The sequence below is a fragment of the Pandoraea anapnoica genome (assembly GCF_902459765.1).
Classification (GTDB): domain Bacteria; phylum Pseudomonadota; class Gammaproteobacteria; order Burkholderiales; family Burkholderiaceae; genus Pandoraea; species Pandoraea anapnoica.
On sequence record NZ_CABPSP010000022.1, the window covers coordinates 37562 to 59724 of the forward strand.

At 56.3% G+C, this 22163-nt stretch carries 22 protein-coding genes; 12 read left to right on the forward strand and 10 right to left on the reverse strand.

The features are described from left to right. The first annotated feature begins 433 nt into the window (after nt 1-433). From PAN31117_RS26095 to PAN31117_RS26100, 3 genes are all read left to right on the forward strand, one after another. Nucleotides 434-1039, forward strand: a complete 606-nt coding sequence (locus PAN31117_RS26095; RefSeq protein WP_150740759.1) for a DUF4272 domain-containing protein — start codon at nt 434-436, stop codon at nt 1037-1039. Nucleotides 1040-1372: 333 nt separating this feature from the next. Continuing rightward, entirely contained in the window at nt 1373-1531 is a 159-nt protein-coding gene (locus PAN31117_RS27310; RefSeq protein WP_174991145.1) for a hypothetical protein, read from the forward strand. Between the two features lie 286 nt (nt 1532-1817). Beyond that, entirely contained in the window at nt 1818-2717 is a 900-nt protein-coding gene (locus tag PAN31117_RS26100; protein ID WP_246185891.1) for a hypothetical protein, read from the forward strand. Between the two features lie 862 nt (nt 2718-3579). Here the strand turns inward: PAN31117_RS26100 and PAN31117_RS26105 are convergent. From PAN31117_RS26105 to dsdA, 6 genes are all read right to left on the reverse strand, one after another. Continuing rightward, on the reverse strand, nt 3580-3897 hold the full coding sequence (locus PAN31117_RS26105; protein WP_150740760.1) for a hypothetical protein: 318 nt from the start codon (nt 3895-3897) through the stop codon (nt 3580-3582). A gap of 364 nt (nt 3898-4261) precedes the next feature. Then, nucleotides 4262-4534 carry an IS66 family transposase gene (locus tag PAN31117_RS27770; protein WP_306440209.1) on the reverse strand — a complete coding sequence of 91 codons (273 nt, stop codon included), beginning with the start codon at nt 4532-4534 and terminating at the stop codon, nt 4262-4264. A gap of 10 nt (nt 4535-4544) precedes the next feature. After that, the gene (locus PAN31117_RS27630; protein WP_246185900.1) at nt 4545-4730 is read right to left on the reverse strand and encodes a hypothetical protein; all 186 of its coding nucleotides are present in this window, start codon (nt 4728-4730) and stop codon (nt 4545-4547) included. Next, nucleotides 4709-4918, reverse strand: a complete 210-nt coding sequence (locus PAN31117_RS27635) for an IS66 family transposase (RefSeq protein ID WP_306440208.1) — start codon at nt 4916-4918, stop codon at nt 4709-4711. Before PAN31117_RS27635 ends, PAN31117_RS27630 begins: the two co-directional genes overlap by 22 nt. A gap of 196 nt (nt 4919-5114) precedes the next feature. After that, nucleotides 5115-5339 carry an IS66 family transposase zinc-finger binding domain-containing protein gene (locus PAN31117_RS27640; RefSeq protein WP_246185896.1) on the reverse strand — a complete coding sequence of 75 codons (225 nt, stop codon included), beginning with the start codon at nt 5337-5339 and terminating at the stop codon, nt 5115-5117. A gap of 708 nt (nt 5340-6047) precedes the next feature. Next, the gene (dsdA, locus tag PAN31117_RS26115; RefSeq protein WP_150740761.1) at nt 6048-7388 is read right to left on the reverse strand and encodes a D-serine ammonia-lyase; all 1341 of its coding nucleotides are present in this window, start codon (nt 7386-7388) and stop codon (nt 6048-6050) included. A 102-nt stretch (nt 7389-7490) separates the two neighbouring features. Here dsdA and PAN31117_RS26120 point away from each other — a divergent pair, with 102 nt between their 5' ends. After that, a complete protein-coding gene (locus tag PAN31117_RS26120; protein ID WP_246189264.1) occupies nt 7491-8432 on the forward strand; it encodes a LysR substrate-binding domain-containing protein in 942 nt (313 codons plus the stop codon). A 436-nt stretch (nt 8433-8868) separates the two neighbouring features. On the opposite strand, the gene PAN31117_RS27315 is transcribed toward PAN31117_RS26120, so the two are convergent. Then, on the reverse strand, nt 8869-9033 hold the full coding sequence (locus tag PAN31117_RS27315) for a hypothetical protein (protein ID WP_174991147.1): 165 nt from the start codon (nt 9031-9033) through the stop codon (nt 8869-8871). Nucleotides 9034-9290: 257 nt separating this feature from the next. After that, on the reverse strand, nt 9291-9851 hold the full coding sequence (locus PAN31117_RS26125; protein ID WP_150740763.1) for a cytochrome b: 561 nt from the start codon (nt 9849-9851) through the stop codon (nt 9291-9293). 1901 nt (nt 9852-11752) lie between these two features. On the opposite strand from PAN31117_RS26125, the gene PAN31117_RS26135 reads away from it, so the two are divergent. The 4 genes from PAN31117_RS26135 to PAN31117_RS26145 all read left to right on the forward strand — a co-directional run bounded on the left by PAN31117_RS26135 (nt 11753) and on the right by PAN31117_RS26145 (nt 14635). Then, nucleotides 11753-13291, forward strand: a complete 1539-nt coding sequence (locus tag PAN31117_RS26135; protein WP_174991149.1) for a PDZ domain-containing protein — start codon at nt 11753-11755, stop codon at nt 13289-13291. Nucleotides 13292-13541: 250 nt separating this feature from the next. Further along, nucleotides 13542-13667 carry a DUF4240 domain-containing protein gene (locus PAN31117_RS27385; RefSeq protein ID WP_217426854.1) on the forward strand — a complete coding sequence of 42 codons (126 nt, stop codon included), beginning with the start codon at nt 13542-13544 and terminating at the stop codon, nt 13665-13667. 6 nt (nt 13668-13673) lie between these two features. Then, entirely contained in the window at nt 13674-14096 is a 423-nt protein-coding gene (locus PAN31117_RS26140) for a DUF4240 domain-containing protein (RefSeq protein ID WP_150740766.1), read from the forward strand. A 53-nt stretch (nt 14097-14149) separates the two neighbouring features. Beyond that, the gene (locus tag PAN31117_RS26145; RefSeq protein ID WP_217429738.1) at nt 14150-14635 is read left to right on the forward strand and encodes a lipocalin-like domain-containing protein; all 486 of its coding nucleotides are present in this window, start codon (nt 14150-14152) and stop codon (nt 14633-14635) included. Between the two features lie 1267 nt (nt 14636-15902). Here the strand turns inward: PAN31117_RS26145 and PAN31117_RS26150 are convergent. Next, nucleotides 15903-16709: a hypothetical protein gene (locus tag PAN31117_RS26150; RefSeq protein ID WP_150740767.1), complete on the reverse strand. Its 807-nt coding sequence runs from the start codon at nt 16707-16709 to the stop codon at nt 15903-15905. Between the two features lie 81 nt (nt 16710-16790). Beyond that, nucleotides 16791-17246, reverse strand: a complete 456-nt coding sequence (locus PAN31117_RS26155; RefSeq protein ID WP_150740768.1) for a Dabb family protein — start codon at nt 17244-17246, stop codon at nt 16791-16793. Nucleotides 17247-18283: 1037 nt separating this feature from the next. Here PAN31117_RS26155 and PAN31117_RS26160 point away from each other — a divergent pair. From PAN31117_RS26160 to PAN31117_RS26175, 4 genes are all read left to right on the forward strand, one after another. Continuing rightward, a complete protein-coding gene (locus PAN31117_RS26160) occupies nt 18284-19489 on the forward strand; it encodes a sterol desaturase family protein (RefSeq protein WP_150740769.1) in 1206 nt (401 codons plus the stop codon). Continuing rightward, nucleotides 19486-19803, forward strand: coding sequence for a hypothetical protein (locus tag PAN31117_RS26165; protein ID WP_150740770.1), 318 nt, complete (start codon nt 19486-19488; stop codon nt 19801-19803). The genes PAN31117_RS26160 and PAN31117_RS26165 overlap by 4 nt, the downstream gene beginning before the upstream one ends. Before the next feature lie 254 nt (nt 19804-20057). Next, complete coding sequence (locus PAN31117_RS26170; protein WP_150740771.1) at nt 20058-20291, forward strand: Imm32 family immunity protein; 234 nt, start codon at nt 20058-20060, stop codon at nt 20289-20291. Between the two features lie 712 nt (nt 20292-21003). Further along, a partial coding sequence (locus tag PAN31117_RS26175) for an ESPR-type extended signal peptide-containing protein (RefSeq protein WP_281349261.1) occupies nt 21004-22163 on the forward strand: 1160 nt, incomplete at its 3' end.

Genomic DNA, 22163 nt, shown 5'->3' on the forward strand with positions numbered 1-22163 from the left:
AGTCGCCTCACGTGTTAATTAACGCATATTGCACTGTTTCTGAGCCGCCAGACCTTCCGTTTACCCACAAACTGATTTCGTGCCGAACTTTGGTCGCCCCTGAGTTTGCACCGCATCTCGACGATGTCGTTGGCCTCTTGTATTCGAGGCGTGGTGCCGTTATGACGTCGAAGCTATATCAGTGCATTCGGCATGTGCAACGCACACAGGTGCACCTGTGTGCGAACATCGAAACGTCTGAATTTCGTTCTTTCTCCGAATGGGCAAGGGGCGCAAATGCGATCGTCATCTGGCCGGATTCTACCGTTAGGGATCCGATCGGTCGATTGCTCGTCTCCGCAACTACTGGGGATTCTCTGGGTACGGATGGAGAGGTCCCGTTTCCTGAAGAGGCGCAGGCTCGACGTGAGCGGGTACTCGAGGGACTTGCGAAGTGCGGATTGCATGTGCCACGAACTCTGCCTCCAGTCGTATCTGTGCGGGAATTGACGCTTTTCGTTCCGCGCGTGAGGTCGCATTGCGCGCACAAGCCCTTTTGATAGTGGCGTTGCAAGGTGAAGCGCTAGCCACGAAAGGGAATCCGCTTATTGATCGGCTTCGCATGGAATTCCCGGCGGGATTTGATGCACTCAGCCCACTTGAGGCGGAATTCTTACGGACGGCTGCCCCGGAGGAGCAATTACTGATTAATTTTGTTTGGCGCTACGAAGCCCTCCAAGTGCTTGCGTGGGTCTTGGAATTGGTCGAAACGTTGCCGGAACCAGTCCACGTTTGCGACGCGGAGGCTCTCGTTCGTGTTGTTCAAAGTGGAGCAAGAATCAACACCCGCTCTAGGCCGAGATTACGGCAACCTGCAGAAATTCTCGACGTTTTAGATGAACATTTCTGCTTGCACTGGTTGGCTGTGCAGGCGCGGCAGAAGGGAATGAGCCCACCGAATGGCATACACGAAGGCATCATTCGCGAGCGGCATCACGCATTGAACTGGCTGGCATCGTTCCTCCGGGCTGCGTGGGACGATGTCCAAACCCCAACGTGAAAGAACTCCTCGGTTCGCCAGCGAGGTGAACTGCGGGACGGCTCCAGCGACATCCTTTTCACACCCGCATACCGCATGCAAGGATTGTCTCATTCGAGACGCCGTTGAAGGGTGCTATACGTCATGATTGCCTACGGTGGGCTGAGAGCGTATCGAAATCTCTCACATTTGAGCGGACATAGCGGGTGCTGATGGGAGGGCGGAGTGAGGGGAAAGAGCAAGGCGAGCTTTGCGCTGGTCGTGGTCCTGTTAATTGTCTCGAGATTGTCGAGTGCAAATGAGTGCGAACCCAAGGAAATTTCTCGGGTCACGGACGACCGAACCAGAATCACGATGACTAGCGGCGAGATCTATCGTGTGGCGGCCGGCGGTAAGAGAACTGCCATGTTGTGGGCTGTGCACGACGAAGTAGACGTGTGCCCGGGGTTCGAAGACGACACGCTAGTGAACAAGGAGAAGCGAGAAGCTGTAGAGGCTTCGCTTGAAGATTGATGATTGCCAATGCCTGGAGAATTGTCATCGCGGTTTTCGCAATCGGTTACGGCATTGTCGAGACAGTGCTAATACTAAGCGATGCGTGGGATCGATGCGCTTCCTACCGAAAGGTGGAAGGCGATGCCGTAACGGCAAGAGACGGCGGGTGAATAGGTCAAAGCCGGATGTAGGCGACGATCTTATCGTCTTTGCTGCTAAACGGCCGAGCGAAGACGGGAAAGTGATCTATGGCCGGTGCCGTACGGGTTGTTCAGGACGACTTGTTGCCAGTTTTCAAATAATCATGAGAATTCTTCGAACTGTTGCAACCTTAGTTGCGCTCACTCCGCTAATGTTGCCGTTTGCCTGCGCAGCCGGTAAGGCGCACTCGATCGACGGTGCGCGAAGTGAGTTCAGTACCCCAGAGGCAAAGGCGGCCTTCGACTTCGAGATGTCGGGCGAAGCACGCGATGACGGCCTTGGGATTCATTTGCCGGACGGTTTTACTGCGAGCTTGCTGCAGTCGGCATTGGTTCCTGGAAGCGATCCTGCTCGTTTGGTACTGGCCGGTGCCAAGCCGTGGTCAGCACGGCCAGATTCTTTTGTTGCCATTGTCTGCTTGGCACACTCAGGTGAAGAAGCTGCGCACATGCGCAAGAGCGATGAGTGTCGGACCGAAAGTGCGCAGGCTTGGTTCGGCGTTTTCGAGCGTGTCAGCGGAGGGAGTCCGCGCCTGATTGCGAGAACTTTCGCACCAATCGAAACGCCGACAGATTGGGTCGATAGTGATATTGACGTTCCGCATGCTGACGATGACGATGCTGTTCTGCCTGACAATTGGTTGCGGTTTGATCTCGCGGCATTTCGCATCAAAGATGACGAGCCGGCCTTCGGTGTTCGCGCTGGCTGGAGCGACGGCTACGCGGGCGGAAGCGCTTCGTTTGAGGCTCTGTATCTGTTTCGCATCGACAGCAATGAATTGAAAGTGGTGTTTGCGGCGCCCATGATGTACTTCGAGATGATTGCTGGGGACTGGAACCCAGACGGTACACGCAATCACGACATGTATGACGCGAGCAACGTTTTGAACGTTTTGGCGGCGAAAACCGAGGGCTTTCACGATCTGCAACTGCGCCAGAGAAAGGGGGCGTGGCGAAAGACATATCGCTGGTCCGAGCACGACGGCCGCTACCTGCCAAAGTAGCCCCAATTAGCCTCGAAATCTGCTGACAGTTCGTTTGCTCGACGTCGGTCCGGAATCCTTGGTCATCCACTCATTTGTGTCCCCTTATCTGGATAATCCCCCTACCCCACAGGGACATCGAGGATTGCGTGTCTGCTGAGCGGTTTTGATGCCGATACGCGGCTCACGTCCGAACCCTGTCGCGGGGCATGGTTTGCGTGCACCGTCGAAGTGATGATGGCTAAGACCCCGGTTTCAACCTCCAGATGTTGGTTCATCAACGCCTGACCGAATCTCGGACAACGCCATCGAGCCGCGGAGGGGCCTATCCGCGACGCTATTGACCCTGTCGGCGATTCGTTTACGGTTCACTTCTCCGGCATGCGCCAACTCCGGTGAAATGCGAGTCTGCCGGCCTCAGGGCCGCACACCCGGTCATCTGCTCTTCGCAATATCTGCGAAAGATCTCGTTTGGGAGGTTTGCAAGGAGTGTTATATCTTCTCATTGCTATCCAAACAATTGCACGGAGTGTGAGCAGGAAAGGATATGTCAACAAATTGGAGAGCACGAGTGCGGCGGTTGCGCTCGCTAATGCAAGCGTCGCTTCTGGAGATAGCGATCTCTCTAGCGGTGATAGCTGTTGTTCTTGCGGTAGCCGCACTGGCTGCCCTGATGTTCTGAGTCACGGTCTATGAAGGACTCAAGATGAAGGCGCCGCTCATCGTGTCGGGGCTGACCCAAGGATGTGTTTCGGGCCGGAAATGTGGGTAAAAGGAATTTCTCGCAGTTCGCAATAGAGCGGTTGGGGTGCAGCGGAGGCAAAGCGGAAGGTGATGATCGCGGCATCGCCACGCCGTGGCAGTGCACGACAGGATGTCGATTTTAGACGAAGTGGATTGTTTGCTCCGGCGGGTGGGTGCAGAGGACGAGAAAACCCGTGACGGCAATAAGAGGATAGGGATGAATACTGATAATTTGGGTACGATTCTTGTGACGATTGTGGTTGGCTATGGCTGCATTGAATTCATGGTGTTGCTCTGCGATGTGCTGTACGGGCAAATGGAGTCGAGTGACATGGCTGAAAACGTTGGACGTGCCGTAGAAAGTGAGTGAAATGAGTACCTGTTTTTCCTTTGGTTCAAGATCGTGCGTAATGCTTGTTTTTATCGCATCCATGCCGATTCCGTTGGCGATTCCCATCGTTTGCCATGTGAAGGGTGGATATTCCGGAGCACGGCGAACGACCAACCCTCACAAGGGCGGGGCTCACTTCGATGTGAGATCAAGCAAATGCTGCGGGAAGCGGTGATGACGGCGACTATGCAGAATATTGTCGGCCTTGTTGGGTCCCTTTCAGTTTTTGTTGTCGTTGTCTGGATGATCCTACTCGCACTGGATGCATATGATCGGCCTGCGCGACGCGAGGATGACTGCGAATAACGTCTTTGGGCAAAAAGGGCTACGCGCCCAAATACCGCAAACACCTCGCGAAGGCCGTTCGCAATGCGGCGCGTATGTGAGGCATGATTAGATATCAGGCGCCCTCGGGTTCGCTGGTTTGCAATCAGCCTCTGGATAGGCGTGCGGGTTGATTGCGTTGAGCTTGCTCGTGCCGATCAACCTTCACATGGCGGTTGCGCGCTCCCCCGCCGCTATCGGCGTCGGCGAAAAGGAGGTTCTTGCGCCCTGGACTCACGCAGCGCATCGCGTTTTCGGCCAGAGCGTTGCTGATCTCGGCGTAGCCTTCTCCGAAGTACGGCGCGAGGGCATCCCACCGGCAAATCGCGGATCGCTCTGGCCAAACCGGATTTCTTCGACAGCGTGACGAGTTCGTCAGTCACCCACATCTAGATGGTCGTCACCTGCGGCATGAGTTTCTCCTGCCGCACGCGCAGTCGCTGCGCGGCGGGTTTGCCGCGGATGTCCGCCTCGATGTCGTAGAGCCCGCCGATGAGTTCGATCACCTGCCGGGGCGCTGCGGGAGGCGTTTGGACATGCTCGTCGCATATGTTCACCTCGTGTGGTTCCAGCATGCCGCCTCGCGAATCTTGCCGCTCTCATACCGTTCGTCAAAAGCGGTGTTAGCGTCGGCCTGCAAGATACCCTCGAATTCGGCCAATGGGGTTGGGGGGGGGCGGATGCTCTTGCGGTCGGGTGCGTAAACAAATAACACTGCGGTCGGTTCGGTGGAGCCCGAACGGGTGTCGTCGCGCACATACACCCATAGGCCGCCCCGTCTTCCGTCTTCTTGCCGGGCTAAAGTGCCGGGATTGGTGTGTCATCCGCGTGTAGCTTCGGCGGTGCCCTCGAGTAGCGGCGCCATGCCTCGGTCAGCGCGTCGCAAAGGGGTCGTACTGGTCGCCACAGCGGCCCATGCTTGCCGGGGCGAGTTGCACACCGTCGCGCGCGGCAATCTGCTATTGTTGATACAAGGGGGCGTGGTCCGCGTACTTCGGAGGAGGATGTCGGCCATCAGGATCGGATGGGCGATGTCGCACGTTATCGGCAGGCTGGGGCATTGGTGGCTGCGAGAAATGGTCGCCGCATGGACAAACCGGTTTGCGCCGGATCGTACGAGTCACCTTGAATATTGCCGCGACCCGGGCGAGTTGCTCGGCCACGTCTTCTCCGACGGACTGCATCGCGCTGCCGCGATTTGGACATGCTGAGTCAGCCTCCAGCACGCGTTCTTCGCGTGGCAGATGCGGTGGTAGCGCTTCTTTCAGAGATGCGGCGCTCCCAGTGTGCCCGCGCGTGATTGGCGGGCGCGCTGAACATCAGTGACGCCGCGCTTGCCCGTCAAGTCCTCAAGCCAACCTCCCGGTCCAAGTGCTCGGATTGGCGCCCGAATTGCATACGCCTGAGCTTGTCGAGTTGCGTATTGACCTGCTCGACCTCTAGATCCCGCTCAGCAAGCTGAGCACGAGCCTTGAGTAGCAACGCTTGCAAAGTTTCAACATCGTCAAGAAGTTCGGCGCATGTTCGACATGCGGCGCAGTTTACGAGCCCCTGCTCTGTGTGTCTGGGCACTCCTGGGGCACGCGCGCGAGTTCCGATCCGACAACGTTGTCAGTGTAAGCCCTTCATCCGGACCGTCTGTTCATGGTACGGAGTCTTGGGTGATCTGATTCCCGTCAGAAGTAGGTTTACACCTATGCTCCTCCTTCACCAGGCCCTTGGTAGACGTCGTTACTGGACCGCTCACAATCAAGAATGGGCGACTGGACTGCCCCGATGGCGAACTCACGTCCGTTGTCAACCAGTTCTGCAGCCTCGACTTCGACTACCCTCTGCCATTCATCTCTCTCGAATCCGCTGCCTTATTGCGATAGAACCTTGTTGTCGGCATTTCAGTTGACTTGTGCGGTAACCGCGCGACCGCGCACGAGCCCTTCGGCCCGTTCGTAGAAGCGCTCGCGTTCTTCTGCCGGCACCAGCGAGCCGCCCGTGGACCAGATCACATGTGTTGCCTGATCCGTGGCGATGTCGTGCGCACGGAGGTACGCCCGGCCCTCGGCCGAGTTGAGTACCCAGTCCGGGCCGCTCAGACCTGCCGCGGCGGAGGGCTCGACCTCCACGTCGAGGCAAGACTTTAGGGTGTGCAGGTTCACGAAGAGTTCGTCGTCGGCCACCGTGAACACGCCGGAAAGCTGCGAGACCATGAGCGGAGCGACAAGATGCGACGCCTCGCCTACCGCCAGCCCATCGGCGTCGGTCCGGTTGTCGAGCCCGATGTCGTAGACGGACACGGGCGTCTCACGCCCGGACGTGAGTTGCACCAGCATGCAGGGCGAAGCCACCGGCTCCGCGAAGAAGCAGTGCAAGTGAGGTCCGAACAGCGTTTTCAGCCCGAAGGTGATGCCCCCCGGCGCGCCGCCGACACCGCACGGGAGGTAGACGAAGAGCGGATGCTGCGCGTCGACGGTCCGGCCCGCTGCGGCGAGTTGCGACGCGAGATGTCGCGCGCTCGCGGCGTAGCCGTAGAAGAGGAGCGACGATTGCTCATCGTCCACGAAATGACTGTGCTCGAGCGCTTCGGCCTGCGCCCGGCCGCCCGCGACGGCGTGCGCGTAGTCGCCTTCATGCTCGACGACACGAACACCGCGATTGCGCAGCCGCGCCTTCTTCCACGCTTTCGCGTCGGCGGACATGTGGACAACCGAATCGAAGCCCAGCGCCGCCGCCATTACGCCAATGCTCAGCCCCAAATTGCCCGTGCTGCCGACCGCAACGGTGTACTGCGCGAACACGTCACGCGCTGCCGGCGAGGCCAGCGCTCGACGGTCGTCGTCTGCAGCGATCACACCGCGTTCGAGCGAGATGCGCTCGGCAACGGCCAGCACTTCGTGAAAGCCGCCCCGGGCCTTGATGGACCCCGCGACCGGCAATGCGTCGTCCCGCTTGAGAAACCAAGCACTGTTATCGTTGACCGGACCGCCCGCGCAGGCCAGTTTTAACGCATCCGCGGACATCAATGCCGACTCGATTTCCCCGCCCGTCGTGGCCAGCTCCGGGAATAACTCGGCCAGAAGCGGTGCGCAGCGCCGCATGCGTGCCTCGGCCTCAAGGATCTCGGTGGTCGAGCCCGTCGACGTGCGAAGCGTGCTGCCGAGTCGGTCGTTCAGCCACAGTGTCGGGGTTCGGGATTGAAGTCTAGTCAATACGAGTCCAGGTGGAAGCAAAGGGAACATAGTTGGCAGATTTTCCTGAGTTCTTTAATACCTCATGGAATCCTAGCGCCTGATGCCGCTCAAAAACAGCGTTGACTTCTGATGAGTACATTAACTGGACTAATGCTTATGCAGTTGGACTCGTCGATTTTGGGCGCACTACGGCATTTCGAGGCGGCGGCGCGATTGTCGAGCTTTACCCGGGCGGCACGGGAGCTGAACTTGACGCAGAGCGCCGTCAGTCAGAAAATCCGGTATCTGGAGGACCGGTTGGGCTACGTGCTGTTCGTGCGGCAGGCCAGAAGCCTAAAACTCACCGAGAACGGCGAGGCGCTGTTCGATGTCACCGTGCGCGCCTTGGGCGATATTGCGGTGACGCTGCAACGGCTGGGTATTTCGAACGCACCGTTGCAGGTCAGTTGCCTGCCCTCCTTCGCGCTGCAATGGCTGATGCCGAGACTGACTGACTTCCATCGGCAGGAGCCCGGCGTCTCGGTCAGGCTGAAGGCGGAATTCCAGAGTATCGACCGGCAGTCGATGCGCGCCGACGACATTGACGTCGCCGTGCGATATGACCCGACGCAATACTCGGAAGTGAAAGCCGCTGTGCTGCTCGACGAGTTTCTGGTGGCCGTGGCCACGCCGGCATATGTCGCCGCGCACCCGGGGCTAACGGATGACGGGGCGTTTCGCGATGTCGTGTTCCTGCACGACGCTTCGCCATGGGACGGCGCGACGGAGTTCGTTGAATGGCGCACGTGGATGGACGCGAACCATCCGGGCACCACGCAGGACATCGACGGCCCGCAGTTCAACCTCTCAAGTCTTGCGCTGACTGCGGCGCTGAACCATCAGGGCGTCGCCATCGGACGGACCGCCCTGATACACGACGACATCCGGAGCGGTCGTCTTGTGCCGATTTCCGGCAAGCCGGTGAAGTCGCCCGCGCGATATGTGTTGCTTTCACGAGATCCCTTAGACCGGCGTACGGCCATCTTCTCCGAGTGGATTCAACAGGAATGCAGGCGCTTCGACCACGACCGCCTGAGCACGCTTGGTGGCTAGGTGACTGGGCTCACATCAGCGAGTAATTGGGGCGTGCGGTGAGCGCGCTTGGCCCCGCGTTGCAAAGGCATTCAGATGGCGCGAACAGCACGTTCAAAACGAACGTGCGTGGGGAAGTACATCGGCAGATCGAGGGCGGTGTAAATATCGATGGCTGGTTGGACGCTTTTTGCTACGGCGATGATGCGTGAACAGGCAGAGGTGGCCGCGCGAATTCAGGCAGTGCGCTAAGTGGAATGTCCGGGCCCTGACGTGTTCCCGGAAAGTGGACATTCCAAAACTGGAGAGAGGTTGCCTCTCTGGGTCTTACTGATCATTTTTGGACGAACTGTCTTGGGGGGCAGACGGCCGAGCGCGCAGTTTTTCACCGTTGAACGGCGGTGTCACGAAGCCGGCAAGGCTAATTGTCCATGCGCGCCGCCGGAAATTACAGGCGTCACTTGAACGGCAGGGGAGCGTTGATGTCGTTGGCTCGAGCTATCAGCGCAGTCGATGCGCCCGACTCGTATGACTGCTCAACGAAGCGTTGCTTGAGGGCGGCCGGAAGGTTCGGCTGTTGGTATCCCGCGATGGTCCGGCGCTCGTCTGATGTGCTGTCCATTGTGGTATTCACCAGAATTGGTGGGTACCAAATTAACCAACGACCATCCTGACGGTTGTCGCGAGGCGTTCACCAAGTGCCCGAGGTCTTCGGGCCCATTCTGGGGGGGGGGCTGAGCTCGCCGAAAATCGAAAAATTCCCCTTGACTCGCACGAACTGCGTCCGGCTGTGCGATTTCGGTCACTCTCCTAAAAGTAAACCCCGCCGGAGCGGGGCTCCTGTACGCTATGGATGGCGTTAAGCCAAGTATTTTGGCTTCAGATCATACGGCGCAGTGTCTCATCACGGTAGAAGTAGTGGTGCACGAGTGCGGCAAGTGTGTGAAGTCCAATCACCCAATAGAAGAGATTGCCGACGGTCTCGTGAATTCCTTTAATCGATCTAGCTAGCGCTGCGTTCGGCGCCACCAAGGCAGGTAAGCTAACACCGAGAGAAGGAATGTCGACCGTGTAACCCGCGGCGTTGTTCGCGAGATAACCGAGTATGGGCTGTGCGAAAATAAAAGCGTAGAGCATGAGGTGCGCCATCGTCGCGGCGGTTCGCACGGACCGACTTTGACCGGGGAGTGCGGGCGGTGCACCGAAGACCAAACGCCACAACAGGCGCGGAACCGCCAAAGTTAGCACGCCGACGCCCAGCCACATGTGCAATGACATTGCCCAATCCCTTTGGGCCGAGCCGCGCGGCAATTGACCTTTTGCGATGATCGCCGCGTAAGCGAACACGATGAGGAGTGCGACGGCCCAATGAAAGAAAATCGCGGGTGGAGCGAAGCGTGTTACCTCGGCACTTTCGGCCGATGAGCTCGTGCTTTGCATAGGAAATACCTTTTCACGTTGACCAGATGCTGATAGTAAGCGTCAACATTCGCTCGACTCCGCTTTCGCATGGATTGTGCGAATTCCCTCTATGCCACGGCTTGGCCGTTGCCGATCAGCATGCATATTGAAACGAGTGTTTGGTAATTTCGGGTAATCCACGATTCTTGTGGGAATTGTGCTGCGTAGACTATCGTGACCGAATTGTGCTGATGTGCCCCCTAGTGCTAGCGGTTTTTCGGCCCATCTGCATTGATGGGCTTTTTTCGTCGTGGCCATGTTGATGGTCCACGCTAGGCGTTTTGGGAACACGGGAGAAATAACAGGATGGGCACCGGGCTCACGCGTTCGTACACGTATAGAGGGCTGCAAATATCGATTCAGGCTCGGCAAGAGGAACCCCGCGGGAAGTGGGCGGTATTCGTTGCTGTGGGCGAGGCCTGCGGCGCTACGCTATATGAGAGCAATCGACATGGTAATGATTTTGCGTCAATGGCACTGGCCCATCTTGCGGGCTCGACGCTCGGAGAGGAATTTGTCGATGAATGGATCGACGGAAATGCAACTGGCACCTAAATTCGGCCAAGCTCCCAAGCTCGTCCGTGTATGCACGTCAGCCTGTCGGCATGTATTGCTTTGAGCCCGCCACGCAAGGTTGATGCTTCTGACGATACTGCCCCCGAACTGCTTTGACCAAACGGCGACAAATATCGATGTCCGAGCGAGGAGTGCGTACCCCTCATTTTTTCGAATTGGTGGCCCTTACCCTCAAGGGAGAAGCTCGACGAAGCGATCCATCTGATAGAGGGAATGCAGGAGTTTTGCGTCGCCTAGCCGACGTGTCGAGCCGCTCGCTTGAAGGAGATGATGAGCGAATTCAAGATAAACCGCAGATCATATTGTCTCATAAGGCGGGAGCGAGTTTCCGCACGATAATGCGCGGCCGGTTGATGTTCGGGCCGGTGTTCATAAACTACACGGAAAGGATTGTTTAATGGAAAAATCGCATAGCGCTCCTAAGTGTCCTGATTGCGGGGTGCTTGGCATTCAACACATTGTGAGTACGCCGAGCGAGCAACAGAGCTCGGCGGGTGACACGTGGTTCGAGGTGGCGCACTGCAACTCATGTGGGCACGTCTACGGCGCATTCGCAAAAGTCGTCAACCGCCCGACGCCTATTGTGCGAACGAAAAGTCTTGCGATGTATTAGTAAGAGGCAGTCAGCCAGGCGTGCAAGATTTGTGAGTTTTCCGAGCTTGTCGCCCCTTCAGCACATCTAGTATCGGCACAATGCGCCGAAATGCGATTCAGCGCAAGTTCACCCGCACGATGTTTGAACGTCGGTGCGGGGCCCCTTTCATGTGTGGACATCAACTCGTCCGCTTTGAACGATCCCACAGGTTTCATCCATCGGTGTGCCGCTACTTACTGCACGCGACTCCGGGAAACCGCGCGACCCGATGTGCGGTGGTTGATGACCCCCAATGGATGGTGGACCCCAATGGATGCATCGGATAGGGTTCCGGAGTCATTCCCGCGCGACTTGTGAATTATGGCGTTCTGTATTTGATATCCCGAGGTTTGGGGTGAGCGCTTCGGCGAGCCACTTGTTTGCCCTATGTCGCAGAGATTAGTGTGCGAGCGTACCTATCTCCCAACTTCCAATGCAGGGGAGACAGTCTGAACCATTCCCGGCAAATGGAGTGCATATTTGCCCGAATGGCAAGGTCAACTCATCAGGACGTGAGATGTATCTCAGATTATTCAAAACATGCGCGTTCACGGTAGTCTTTGGTCTCTCGCTTCTGCCTCACGTGTCGAGCGCATCGCCAACGTTTCTGATTCGTGGCCACTCCGGAGGTGCGCTATACGTCGTCAATGACGGCGAGGCTAGGAAACCGATGCTCATCGGCGAGTCGATGACGGGGGGAGTTGATCTTAATTCACATTCTGGCGTCGCTTGTGGCTGGGAACAGGGGCAGCTGGGGGGCGAGCACTTCTGGGTTGAGGACCTTATCACGGGCCGAACTCGACTAATGTTTGGTGTCCGTCCTGCTGCCGATGCACCCGCCGCTGCGTCTATCGTCGCGACGAACGGGGGGCATTGCCTTGCTTATCGAGCGCATAGCGTATACAGCTTCTCAACCGAGAACGAGCCTGTTGTCATCCGCATTGGGCGAGACGACGCGCAAGTGCCTGACGAGGTTCGTGGTTTGTTCTTTAGCGATAGCAGAGACGAAACCCTCGTTCTATATTCGGCATCATTTGCCATCGTTAGCGGGAATGGATCTGCCGGGGGTAGGTCGATTCGTATATCGAAAGATATGGTCTCGGGATTGACGCTCCGATCGTTTGGACATTATGCGCAATTGACGGAGGACGGCGCATATGTGTACGCGAATGCATACCTAACTAATAGCGAAGACGAAGAGCTGGTCGCCTTGGTACGACTCGATGCAAAAACGGGGCGTTTTCTCAACATCGTGACGAGTGCGCTTTATCCTAAAGCTGCATCACTGGCCGGCGGTCCGTTTGAATTCAACGACGAGCCGTTTCTGTTTCTGAAAAACGGTTCGGAGCTCATCGGCAGTTTTGGGGGGAATCACTACCTATTTTCACGAACATGTCAGGAGGCATATCGCGGATGCCAAGGCAGTGCTCGCATGTTGTCGATTCGAGACCAACAGCCTGTCATGTTTGGAAATCGTACTGGACGTCGGGAAAGCCGAGTTATCGTACGCCCGTCGGATTCCCACATCTTGGCAGTGTTGGAGCATGATGGTTTGCTGCCTTTCGCACCGGACACTGTCGCGGCTCCTCTGGGGGACCTCATTGCTATTGCTCACGGTAACCGAACCTCGGGCACGTACATCGCACCAAAACTGCGATCGCCCTCGAGCATCGGGGAGTCCGCGATTATCTCAGGACGCTATGCAGTCTGCGAGGACCTAGACGGAAAACCTGACAAGCGGCGGTGTGGTACGCCAGCGTTTGGCACGAAGGTGACGGTCGTCGGTATCCTGGCCGCGGAGAGCGTTGGCGATGGGCCGGACGGCATGTCAGTCGAGATTCCAATGAAGGTCGCTGCGACGAAGCAGTGCAACGGCCCGTGTGAAGTTTGGACTATCAAATCGAATTTACAACTGCAAAGTTCTGATGACTCGGTCGTAGGCATTGGCGTATTGCTCAAAGAGTCTCAAGACCATCATGGGGCTGAAGTAAGTGGCGTTATTCCTGGATCGCCTGCAGATAAGGCATCACTGATGGCCGGCGATCGAATCACTGAAGTGGACGGCACGCCAGTCATGTTGCTCTCGCTGCCAGAAGTTGTCTTCCTCGTACGAGGACGTCCCAATTCGTGGGTTACGTTGGCTGTCAAGCGCGCGGCGCGCCACATAACAGTCAATGTGGAACGAGTTCCGTTGGAAGGGGCGCCGTAAATCCTGTCGGAGACTCTATCTGGACCTGCGGCTTTTCCAGATGCTTACTCCTAGCGCCATTCACGTTGAACCGAAGGCGCGCACTCATCGGAGTTGAGTGATGGGCATGTGGGTAACTGAGAGGACTGGGTCAACATAGAAAGAGGCGATGGTTTGCCGGAATGCGCATCGAATGACCTCTACTTCGCGGCGTGGCTGACGGTCGCAAACTTCAACTCTATTTGCCAATTTCCTGGTATTGGAACAATAGATGAACAAAGTCGTTTTCTGGAAACTGATCGATGACGCTCGTCGAGAGGCTAGCCCATCCGCTGCGGTTGCCGCGCTATTGGTGGACAAGCTTGCCGGTATGAGCGTTGGCGAGATCATGCGCTGAAAGCACATCTTCACCGAGTATCAAAAACTATCGTGCAAGAGCAAGCTTTGGGCTGCCGCCTACGTGATCAATGGCGGCTGTAGCGACGACGGCTTTGATTACTTCCGTGGCTGGCTCATCGCCCAGGGGAAAAGAGTGTTCATGCTGGCCCTCGCCGAACCAGACAGTCTGGCGGAGGTCGATGTCGAGATGGATGATGCTTACAACCAAGAGATGCTTGCTGTGGGCTACGACGCTTATTTCAAAAAGATGGGTATGGCTCAGCGCAACTATGCGACGGCACGGAATGCAGGCTCGGAGTATGAGTTGAGCGAGGACGAGCGACGGGCGCTGAGGGAGGAGATCCACTACGCGTCTGATATCAATCGCACTTGGGACGAAGTCAGTGTAGGTGCGATGGTACCTAAGCTTTTTTCAAAATTCAGTTGATTCGGGGATGGTCTGCGATCGAGGATGTACGTTGATCGCGTTGACCACCTTACGTGAAAGCTCCACTGGTACGCTACCGGCGAGCGCGAGATCTTTTGATTTTAGCTATGTGCGCACGTGAAAATATCGTTGGTCGCTGGAAAATCGTGGCTTGGGAGCAGTTTTATGATGATGGTCGGCACATCTTCCCTCTGGGCAAGGATGTCGAAGGGTACATCCAATATGATCCGGACAATCGCATGGCGTGCATGCTGTTTAGTGCGAGTCGGCAGAAATTCAGTTCGATCGGGCCGTGGGATGCCTCCGCCGAGGAGCGGGCTGCTGCGTTTGGTTCGATGATCGCGTACGCGGGATCATTTTCTGTCAATGGCGACGTAGTCAGCCATCACGTCGAACTAAGCGCATTTCCCAATTGGAAAGAAAGCACGCTCAAGCGGCGCATAGAGGTTTCCGGCGGGCAAAATTTGGTGCTAGTCGCACGGATGGAAGAGGGGACGACGGAGGCGAGAACTGCGCGACTGACCTGGAGGCGAAGCTGACCCCATCGTTCATTGCGCGGCTGCACGGCGGCGTTCTTGCTGGACGTCTTGGCCGGATGAGCGCGTTATGTGTGTAATTCACAGGTGAAGACCGGCGAGCCGGGTTCTCCATCATGGTCCTGTGATTTGGTTCTGGCGTCAGTTGTAATCGAACGCGTTGCGCTAAAACTGGGGCGCGTGAACGGGCACGCCGAGCGCGCGTGCCGTGTCCATAAAGCAATTGTAGGTTGCCTCCGTATCTCGGTCGCCGCGCATAATCATAATTCCTTCGCCTGCCTCGCATCCGTACAGGACGCCTTCCCTCGTTATAGCGACATCGGACGGGTCCGGGTTAGTCGGAAAAATCTTCTGCCCATGTTTTTGGAACGCTTCGCGCTGGACGTGGGCGGTCTGGAGGCACTCCTGGACCCGCTTTCCCACCTCCGGGGTATTTGGCGGTTCGCCCTTCGGATACAGCGATGAAGCACAGCCGGCGTTTATTCCCCTATCCAGAGCGGGCGCCTCTCGGTTAGCACCTACCGCGCATGCGGTCAGCGCAACAGTCACGGCCATTGCGGCCGGTAGCATCAACAATTTACGCATCAGTCTTTACCTTCAATTTCTCGCTCCACCTCGGCCAACTGCGCATGCCATTCTTCATTATCCGTCGCAGCCAGTTGGATACCTTCCACCGCAATATTCGCGGAGGGGGGGCAGTGAATGCGGCGTGGCGTTCTCCTGCGGTCTTGGTGGTGGCGCTGGGAATAGGTAGCAGTATGCAATGACGCCAGCGGCCATCACCAAAATGATGGCCAAGAACGCAGACCATTGCCGGCGCGTCGAGGGCAGGTCCACAAGTCCGCCAGATAGGATGATGACGACGATTTCCGCAACTACCATCGTGCCTTTGGCTAACCATCGAAAACCGACTTCTGCGAATCTTGTCGCAAGGCAGCGACTGCGGAAGATGCGCCGCGACGGCGGGATTGACTCGTCAAAATTGTCCATCTTCTCCTCTTCGTGGGCACGGGACCCAACGAGCGAGCTGGTAGTTTCTCTGCAACGCAGACAAAGTCCACCGTCAGCAGGTCGTAAATGCGGCAATTCCCCGTATTTGGGGTGATTTCGGAGGGAGGGGGCGGCTGGAGGTGAAAATGTCAAATTGGGTGTTCTGGGGCATGCGGCGTGGTCTGGCGACTAGCTCGATTGTGAGTCGGTGTGCTGTCGGTCGCCGGCATTGAGATGCTAGACGCGAGTTCATCCCCATGAAATGGGTGCGGGCACTTGCCTAAATCGAGTGGTTCGGCCAAGTGATCTCTACGTGGACGTTGTTGAAATTCGGATCGTTTTCGTCGCCTTGATGCACGCAGACCATGCCTTCAGGTAGCGTCTGCATGTCGATCTCCTGCTTCTCTGGTATGAGACCGCCGTGCGCTTGGAACGTGATAAGGCGATTGAACAATTCCACTGCTGCTGCTCGGTATCGAGCGGGCACACTGTGCAGACTTAGGTCTGGTCTGCCGTATTTGAGTAAGCCTCGGGTGTGGAACCACTGAAACCCATCCCGTTCTTCGGATACCAAGATGACCACGTGCTCGTGTGGTGATGGTAGAGCAGGCTCGAAAATTTTGGCCTTCCACTCAGAAGGTGACCACCAGGTAACGCTTAGTGGGTCATAAATCGCAGTACCACCGTTATCTATTAGACACGTCAGCAACCCTACGACATCGCGGAAATAATTGAGCGTAGTTTCGTCCGCAAATATGCCTCGCAAAACAACGCATTCCATCTGGGCGGCGATTTGGCCTGCTAATACTGGATCTTCGGCTGTCAACTTGTCCCAGGCGGTCCCGTCGCAGAACGAGTCCAGTACTTCTGGGTGCTGATCACGACCATATGAAAAAAGTTCGACGCCGTCCGGGATGCCTTGGCATCGATACTTTGAGCGTGATAGAGCAAGATTCTCGACGTTGGTCCCAAACACCACGTAGAGGAGATGGGCTTTCGCATCGCTCGCTTGATGAAAATCGCGCTTCCAGTCTGGTAAGGGGGGCATCATTGAGGTTCTCGTGGCACCGTCAATATTCTTTGCCATGGGTAGCAAGCTAATCCGGTGAAAAGTCATGTATGGCACTTCCACCACGCTCATTATGAGGCAGGTTGTCAGTTAGGAAAGCTAAACCGAATAGTCGAAAACAACGACCCCATCGAGGAACGGGGTCACGTAGTCCTTGAACTGATCGTGTTGCAGATCAATGAACTGGGCATCTTGCACAAACGGTCGGCCGACGTAAAAGTTGCGGTCACCTTCTGAGCGGAAGGTGACAACGAAAGCTTGCTGAAGACCATGATCCGCCTGCTCACCACTCGTTTGTGTGCCAGTTTCTATAGACACAATATATTCGCGGCCATTCCTCAATGATCGCTGCAAGGCTACGAAGCGCTGGGTGACCTCGTTCCTCTGAGAGTCTCGGACCTCGTCCTTATAGCGAAAAAGGACGATATGACGAATGATGCCTGGTTTATATCCCGATGAGACGAACTGTTCCGTTCCAACGTCTCTGATTTCCGCGTTCAGGCGTTCCGTTGCCGACGGAGAGCGGTTGCCTGCATTCGCCGCAGTGTGGGCCATTTGACGTCCTTTGAGTGGTGCCGCTATCTGTGCCGCGGCGTCAATTAATGATCAAAACGACGTCCCGTGTTCAATGAATTTGAGCCCGAGCATCGTTCGCTATCGAAGCACTATTCACGGAATTTTAGCCACACGCTGCGGACCTCACATTCCGTACGGCTGGAAGCACCGAGAAAGCGCCAGCTTTCAATAACCGTGCGTACAAATGGGGCGCAACAGCGTTTGAGATTTGGTCGATGTCTTAACTTCGACTCTCAATGGTCTGTCAACCCAAGCTCGGTAAGCAGATCATTGAGTCGCCGTGGTGGCCAACGAACTGACGCAGAGAGTAATCGACGGTCTTGGCCAAAGGGCGTTATACGCTGGAGCGGCGGACGAGTTTCCGACATGGAGGAAGTGACGTGTAGGAGCTAAGAGCGTCGCGCTGAGCGTCGTCATTTGCGGCACATCGCCATGACCTTGTTGAAGCAAGGTCGCGCGGCAAAGATCGGGCTTAAGAAGCACTGTCTAGATCCCCGGGGAGGCACCAATACTTAACGTAACTCCACGGCCGGTGAGCTTCCCGTCTGACTCGATACTTCGATCGACAGCCACGGACAAGCTTCAAGGGGTATAGCGAGAAATTAGATTTTGCTTATGGTGCTCGTCGGGCACTCATGATTTACTACGCCACTTTTGGCCCATGTTCAAGCTCCAACGGGAATTGACCGCGGTGCCTTTTCGTCCTGCTCCGGTCCAGCGCCGCGCGGGCTTCCGGGGCATGCATGCCGTTGATCGTTTGCTCGTGGCGAAATTCTCTCATCTTGAGATCGTCATATTCCGATCGCCAGTCTTTGGTCAAGAACCCAAGCTGCACGAGGAGACGAAATTCGTTCTAGGGAACTGGGGCGTAGGGCGCGGCCATACTGTTGGTGCTCGCCGCTTCCGACGTAATAGAAGTATTTCGCCGGACGTTGCCAAGAGGTGTGGGAGCGCAACTTTCGAACTCGATCATCGGTTCATAGAGGCAGTGTCAGTTCAACGTAGTAGACAACGAAATGAATGCCAAAAACTCATCGTCGGACAAGGCCAACTGTGGCAAGGTGACGCTTCGGTATTTTGCGTACCGCGTCTTCAGTAGTGCATCGAAGCTGACGAAGGCCAACGGTCCGCTGAAGGTAGGGCAAGGACTGATCGCCACCATTTTTGCATTGGTTCTCGCTTCGCTGAGTCTACTCGGCGTGATCGCCTTCCATTACCCGCAATATCTAACCACGCCGGAGTTGCGTCATGTGTACTCCGTTGGCACGCTTCGGCACATGCTATTTGGTGCGCTCCTTGCGGCCGGTGGTTTGGCTCTGACCAGTTGCGTGCTCGGAAACCGCCGTCGCCTCAACGGATTGGCATTCGTGATTGTTCTCGCGTCCATTGCGTTGGGTGGGGCAAATGTTCCAGTCGGTGACTTCCCAGACCATACGCCTTACGTCGGGCTTGATTGGTTCATTCTCGACCTGCTTGGGTCAACGACCATCTTCGTCATGATTGAAAAGGCGTTTCCACTCAACCGTAGTCAAGCTGTTTTTCGCTTTGAATGGCAAACCGATATGGTGCATTTTTCCGTTAATCATCTAGTAGTCGGATTGGTGCTTCTGGTTGTCAATCTCCTGGTTCACGGTGTGTTTGGCTGGCTGGCCAGTGCCAAGCTTCAGTTGCTCGTACGGCACCTGTGGTTCATTCCGCAGTTGCTCCTTTGCATGCTAGTGGCGGACATGATGGAGTACCTTGTGCACCGGGCCTATCACGAGGTACCGATTCTATGGAGATTCCATGCTGTACATCACAGCGTCAGATCAATGGATTGGCTCGCCGGCTCGCGACAGCATATTCTTGAGGTAGTTGCGACGCGTGTGGCTGTGCTCGGTCCGCTTTTCGTCATTGGCTTCAGCAAGTCTGTGGTTGACGTCTACATTATCATCGTGGGATTTCAGGCGGTGTTCAACCACACTAACGTGCGCCTCCCGTGGGGGCCACTCAAATACGTCTTCGTTACCCCGGATTTTCATCATTGGCATCATTCGTCGGAGGACGAGGCTATTGACAAAAACTACGCAGCACACTTTGCCTTTATCGATCGCATTTTCGGAACCGCGGTGAAATCGAAAGCCGCGTTCCCAAGGAAGTACGGCGTTGTCGGGGATTATGTGCCGGATGGCTTCCTCGCGCAGCAAGCGTTTCCATTTTTCGGTAGCAAACGGTCGCAATGATCGAGGTCGTTTCCGACGGGTTGCTGAAGGTTTTCAGGGCATTCGAGAAAGTTGTTGATGCATTTGACACTCGCTCCCCCGCCGCTACGAAATGCTCCCAGCTACCTATGCAGCGCACTGCGTGGCTGGCTGTGCATGGGCAAACCAAAGCCGGTGTAAGCGATTCACATCCTGATATTCGTGTCTTTCTCGCATGTGGCAGCAACAAGCAACGCCCTCACCGATACGGAACGAACGGCATGGTTTGTCCGGTAGGTGGGGAATCGAATCGCGCCGGACACGCCATTCTCGAGGACCTGCGCATCGACGAGTAAGTGTTAGCTTGACGCAGAGGCCGATGATGAGGCTGCGACCATCGTCAAGAGTAGGAAAGGACGCGTTAGCTTACTCAGAGCCGGTCTTAGCCATATCTATGCATATCCCTGCTCTACGGGCCAAGGCGAGTGCTGCGTCTGCATCGGTAACGCTCGACGCGCAGGGATCGTCCCAGTCGGTTCCGGATTGCGCAAGCCATTCGAGAACGTCCTCGCCGATTTGCAGAGCGCGGTTCGAAGCGATAGGAGGACAAGTGAAGATCTACGGTTATTCCTTTGGCGGCGATGCTGAGCTTTCCGAGTTGCACGAAGTCTCCTTTGTTGCCTCTCCGGAGGAGTTGCGAAGGATCGCTCGGTTTCTTGAGGATTGCGCTGCAGGAATGGCTGCATGCGGCGGGGACTGGATGCACGAACATTTGTCTGACAATGTCCAGGGCTTCAAGGGGACGCCCGATGTGGTTGTCGTTAATCCGGTACATCATCCGTGAACAATCGTGCTCGCGACTGCCGCATCAAACTGTTCGGAGTATTGCCCTCAAGTGCCTCCTGGTGGAGCCGCTACGTTCCCTAAAGGGGCGCGGCGGGATCGCCTCCTGAGGCGCGCCTCGCGTGTGTACACGAACACAATGCCGATGCACCGGCCAATTATATTGACGAGTTGCTGGCCTGCAACGGGGCAAAGCACGTGCCGGAATCCGCCACGATTGAACGCATTCAAAAACTCGCGGACGACGCCACTTTAACTGCCGTATTTACGGCACAGACCGATCTCTTCCTGTTGGATCGAATTGCTTGAGGGCTGGTTGGCATATTTGGAATGCCAAACTGTGGCACCAAGTCGAGCGTTTCGAAGAATTTTGCGAGGCTATTCGCATTTTTCCTCATTTCGCGGTATCCCGCGATGACGTGCATCGCAAACTCCTGCCCTTCGCCTAATTGAGATTGCGCTTTTGAAAGTGCAACTCGTGCGGCAATTCAAACGAGTAGTCCACTTATCCAAACCGCGGTCTCGTAAGACATCCTCTACGCTCGACGGGTATAAGGCATTCGCCCTTCGCGTTACTTTTTGCTGCCTGTCGACTTCGGAATGTCCGGGCGTTTGAGAAGACGGCTTGCTGGGGGGGGCTTCCATTGAACGAGTGGGTGCGCAGCTTTCAGGCACCACGACCAAATGAAGAGACCGGTCTAAGGAGTTAGCACGTGAACAAGAATCGACATCGAACTGTATTCAGCAAGCGACTTGGAATGCTCGTAGCTGTGGGGGAGCATGCAAAGAGCGTTGGTCGGGGGAATGGTCAGGCGAAGAGGGTGGGCTGTGGTGCAAGCGTGCGCGCAGTTTCGGGCATCAACATCAAGGTGGTGGTGCTGGCGGTGTTGTGTGCGCTGGCTCAGTATGCCGCTCCGGCATTCGCCCAGCCTTCGATTTCCTATACGGGAAGCGTAACTCCGCCGCCGCCAAGTGGCGTTGCAGACTGGGATAATTCAGGTAGTGACGTGACGGTGGGGAATAATGGTGGTGGAACACTGGAAATTCGCGATGGGGGTAAAGTAACCACCGATGCCTTGTATATAGGCCGGGGTAATGGTTACAACCCAGCGTCGGTCACTGTGGATGGCACAGGTTCGACTCTTGTGCTAAGCAATGGCACTCTGACGATGGGAAATAGTTCAGGTGATAGCTCCGCGCTTACTGTAAGCAATGGTGGCTACGTGGACGTTCATGGAGACGCGCATTTTTACCCCGTGGTGGGCGATTCTCCTGGCAGCTCGGGCCATATTACCGTTACAGGGCAAGGCTCGACACTCAATGCTCACGATGGAACAATTCTGCTTGGCTTTGGGGGGGATGGGGATCTAACGATCTCCGATGGCGGAAAGGTGGCCGGATATCAGCTCATAGCAGGAGACTGGCAGGGAAGTAGCGTAATTTCTATTTCTGGCAAAGGCTCGGCATGGAATGGTCAGAATGGAGTTTTCATCGGTCTGCAAGGTAGCGGTAGGCTGGACCTTTATGACGGTGGCAGCATTAACGACGAGTCACTGGATATTGCTTCCTATCCGGGGGCAACCGGCGTTGTTAATGTTGGTGGTGGGGACGGCCAGCCGGCAAAAGCGGCAGGCAATCTGAATGTGGACTGGATCAAGTTCGGTCGTCATGGCGCTTCCAGTGGCGGTACTTTGAACTTCAACACCACTGACGGGCTGACGGTTCGCGCGAATATCAGCAGCGGTACAGCGGGTGCTGGTACGATCAATCAGGTTGCTGGCACGACGGTCTTCACTGGTGATGATTCCGGCTTCTCCGGCATTACGAATGTCAAAGGCGGCACGTTGCTACTTGGGAATGGTTCGAAACTGGG

Bases quoted from the DNA above. Each gene is read 5' to 3' on its own strand.
- PAN31117_RS27310 (WP_174991145.1), top strand. From the start codon at position 1,373: ATGACTAGCGGCGAGATCTATCGTGTGGCGGCCGGCGGTAAGAGAACT.
- PAN31117_RS26100 (WP_246185891.1), top strand. From the start codon at position 1,818: ATGAGAATTCTTCGAACTGTTGCAACCTTAGTTGCGCTCACTCCGCTA.
- PAN31117_RS26105 (WP_150740760.1), bottom strand. From the start codon at position 3,897: ATGGGAATCGCCAACGGAATCGGCATGGATGCGATAAAAACAAGCATT.
- PAN31117_RS27630 (WP_246185900.1), bottom strand. From the start codon at position 4,730: ATGCTGGAACCACACGAGGTGAACATATGCGACGAGCATGTCCAAACG.
- PAN31117_RS27640 (WP_246185896.1), bottom strand. From the start codon at position 5,339: ATGCAGTCCGTCGGAGAAGACGTGGCCGAGCAACTCGCCCGGGTCGCG.
- dsdA (WP_150740761.1), bottom strand. From the start codon at position 7,388: ATGTTCCCTTTGCTTCCACCTGGACTCGTATTGACTAGACTTCAATCC.
- PAN31117_RS26120 (WP_246189264.1), top strand. From the start codon at position 7,491: ATGCTTATGCAGTTGGACTCGTCGATTTTGGGCGCACTACGGCATTTC.
- PAN31117_RS27315 (WP_174991147.1), bottom strand. From the start codon at position 9,033: ATGGACAGCACATCAGACGAGCGCCGGACCATCGCGGGATACCAACAG.
- PAN31117_RS26125 (WP_150740763.1), bottom strand. From the start codon at position 9,851: ATGCAAAGCACGAGCTCATCGGCCGAAAGTGCCGAGGTAACACGCTTC.
- PAN31117_RS26135 (WP_174991149.1), top strand. From the start codon at position 11,753: ATGCTCATCGGCGAGTCGATGACGGGGGGAGTTGATCTTAATTCACAT.
- PAN31117_RS27385 (WP_217426854.1), top strand. From the start codon at position 13,542: ATGAACAAAGTCGTTTTCTGGAAACTGATCGATGACGCTCGTCGAGAG.
- PAN31117_RS26150 (WP_150740767.1), bottom strand. From the start codon at position 16,709: ATGGCAAAGAATATTGACGGTGCCACGAGAACCTCAATGATGCCCCCC.
- PAN31117_RS26155 (WP_150740768.1), bottom strand. From the start codon at position 17,246: ATGGCCCACACTGCGGCGAATGCAGGCAACCGCTCTCCGTCGGCAACG.
- PAN31117_RS26160 (WP_150740769.1), top strand. From the start codon at position 18,284: ATGAATGCCAAAAACTCATCGTCGGACAAGGCCAACTGTGGCAAGGTG.
- PAN31117_RS26165 (WP_150740770.1), top strand. From the start codon at position 19,486: ATGATCGAGGTCGTTTCCGACGGGTTGCTGAAGGTTTTCAGGGCATTC.